The sequence below is a fragment of the Bradyrhizobium sp. PRIMUS42 genome, assembly GCF_023006515.1.
Lineage (GTDB): Bacteria > Pseudomonadota > Alphaproteobacteria > Rhizobiales > Xanthobacteraceae > Bradyrhizobium.
The window spans coordinates 1-2458 of record NZ_JALBGZ010000848.1; the positions used below are offsets into that span (position 1 = coordinate 1).

The 2458-nt window shown below is 66.1% G+C and carries 3 protein-coding genes; 1 reads left to right on the plus strand and 2 read right to left on the minus strand.

Going from position 1 to position 2458, the window contains the following annotated elements; genetic code table 11:
- A partial coding sequence (locus MOV75_RS34595) for a ribokinase (protein ID WP_247007585.1) occupies window positions 1-703 on the minus strand: 703 nt, incomplete at its 3' end.
- A gap of 5 nt (window positions 704-708) precedes the next feature.
- Window positions 709-1602 carry a sugar kinase gene (locus tag MOV75_RS34600; RefSeq protein ID WP_246924573.1) on the minus strand — a complete coding sequence of 298 codons (894 nt, stop codon included), beginning with the start codon at window positions 1600-1602 and terminating at the stop codon, window positions 709-711.
- Window positions 1603-1814: 212 nt separating this feature from the next.
- Here MOV75_RS34600 and MOV75_RS34605 point away from each other — a divergent pair.
- The coding region (locus tag MOV75_RS34605) for a VOC family protein (RefSeq protein ID WP_247007586.1) at window positions 1815-2458 on the plus strand (644 nt) is incomplete at its 3' end.

Genomic DNA, 2458 nt, shown 5'->3' on the forward strand with positions numbered 1-2458 from the left:
CGACCTCTTCGCGCCCGGCCAGCGCGAGCACGCCGCGCCTGCCGAGCGTGATGCAGATGGTCTGATCCTGCCGGGCCTGAAGCTGCCGCGCTACGTCGAAAATCCGTGCGGCTTCGTCACGCTCCGACAGTTCCACGCCGGCGAGAAAGCCGAGCTCGGTCTCGTTCAGCACGAGGATGTCGACCAGCGCGAGCAGCTCACCTGACATCTCTAGCGCCGGCGCCGGGTTGAGCACGGTCACGGCGCCAGCCTCGCGCGCGCGCCGGAAGAAGGCGGCGATGGTCGGAAGCGGGATCTCGAACTGGCTGACTGCGACATCGCCCTTCGCCAGCGGCACATCCGCGACATCATCCGCGCTGACCAGGGCATTGCTGCCGGGAATGACGACGATGGTGTTGTCGGCCGCGGCGACCGTGATGATCGCGGTGCCGGTGTGCGTGTCCGCGTCGCGGACGGAGCCAAGATCGATCCCCTGATCGCCGAGGAACGTCCTCAACTCGGCCCCGAACGAATCCCTGCCCAGCCGGCCGATCAGCGTGGTCCGCGCACCGAGCCGTGACGCCGCCACCGCCTGGTTCGCACCCTTGCCGCCCGGAAAATAGAGCACCTGCCGGCCGGCGACGGTCTCGCCGACCTTCGGATGGCGATCGGCGGTCGCCACCACATCCATGTTGATGCTGCCGGCGACGAAGACGCGCCCCATTGAAACTAGACCCTGACCTCGAACTCGTGTCTGACCTTGGCGATGTCGACCAGCGTCGGCAGGCCGGCCTCGTTGCCGAGGCGCTGGATCTTGTAGGTCGAGGCGGCGCGGGCAAAATCAAAGTGCTCGCGCCAGCTTTTGCCGGGATGGGCGAGGTAGGAATAGACATAGGCGCCATGGAAGACGTCGCCGGCGCCGTTGGTGTCGATCACGCGCTCGCGCGGGATCGGCATCGCCGGCATCACCTGCACCGTCCCTGTTTCGTCGTACCAGAGCAGGCCCTTCTCGCCCATGGTGATGCCGCCGATCTTGCAGCCGCGGCTCTTGAGATAATCGAGCATCTTCTCCGGCGTCAGGTCCATCTGCTCGCACAGGCGCTCGGCGACGATGGCGACGTCGATGAATTCCAGCAGCTCATGCGTGTTGGTGCGCAGGCCGCCGCCGTCGAGCGAGGTCAAAATGCCGGCCTCGCGGCACACTTTGGCGTAGTGGATCGCAGCATCCGGCTGGTGGCCGTCGACGTGCAGCGCGCGGCAGCCGCCGAGATTGAGCATCGGGAAGGGGTGGATGTGCTCGTCGTCGCGGCAGCGGACGATGGCGCGCTTGCCGTCCTTGGGCATGATGAAGGAGAGCGAGGACTGGTTCACCTTCCGCCCGTGCAGCGAGATCGCGTATTTCGCGCACATGTCCTGGAACATGCGCCCCAGCCAGTCATTGGCCGCGGTGGCGATCAGATCGGGCACGATGCCGAGCTTGGCGCAGCAGAAAGCCGCTGTCACCGCGTTGCCGCCGAAGGAGACCGCGTAGTCCGATGCCACGTGTTTCTCGTCGCCGGTCGGCATGTGGTCGGTGATGAAGACGACGTCGATATAGGTCTGTCCGATGAAGAGAGCCTGCATTGCTTGTCCGTGATGCGCTTGTGGTCCCGGCCGGCGGGATTACTCTAGCACCGGTTCCGCTCCGGAGGGACGCTGAAATTATTCGCAAAACTGCCGCCCGAAGCGCTTGAGGTCAGCATGTTGCCGGAATACGACCATGTCAGGCCAATGCCAAGCCCGGACAAACGCCGTCTTTCGGTCCGTGGGTTCCAAGTCGATCAAATGGGTGCAGGATGATCACCGGGCTCGATCACATCGTCGTTCTGGTGAGCGATATCGGTGCGGCCAAGGCGGCCTACCAGACGCTGCTCGCCCGCGCGCCGGCCTGGCAGAACTCGGGCGAAGGCGCCGATCGGGTGCTGTTCACCCTCGGCAACATGACGATCGAATTGATGGCGCCGAGCGGCTTCAGCGTGACCGCGGATCGCATGCGGGCACTGCTCGACGACCAGGAAGGCGTGCTCGCCAGCCTGTGCTTTCGTGTCGCAGACATCGGCAGGATGCACCGGCGGCTGGAACGGGTGGCCTTGAGCCCGGAGCCGGTCGCCGAGGTCGAAAGCAGCGACGCTGAATCGGGCAACGTCCTGCACTGGAAGCGCACGCGTGCCGCCACGGAAATCACGCGCGGCGTGCGCATGTTCTTCCTCGAGCTCGCCGATGAGCGCCCGCTCTCCCCGGCGACCGACATCGCGCCGATCGACGCGCTCGACCATGTCGTGATCACCACCGAGGATTCCGAACGCGCCGCCGCGCTCTACGGCGCGCGGCTCGGCCTCGACCTGGCGCTCGACCGCTCGCACCAGGATTGGGGCCAGCTGATGTTCTTCCGCTGCGGCGACCTCATCGTCGAGGTGGTGCGCCGGCCCGTTGCCGGTGG

Coding starts and splice junctions, on each gene's coding strand:
- MOV75_RS34600 (WP_246924573.1), bottom strand. CDS start 1,602: ATGCAGGCTCTCTTCATCGGACAGACCTATATCGACGTCGTCTTCATC.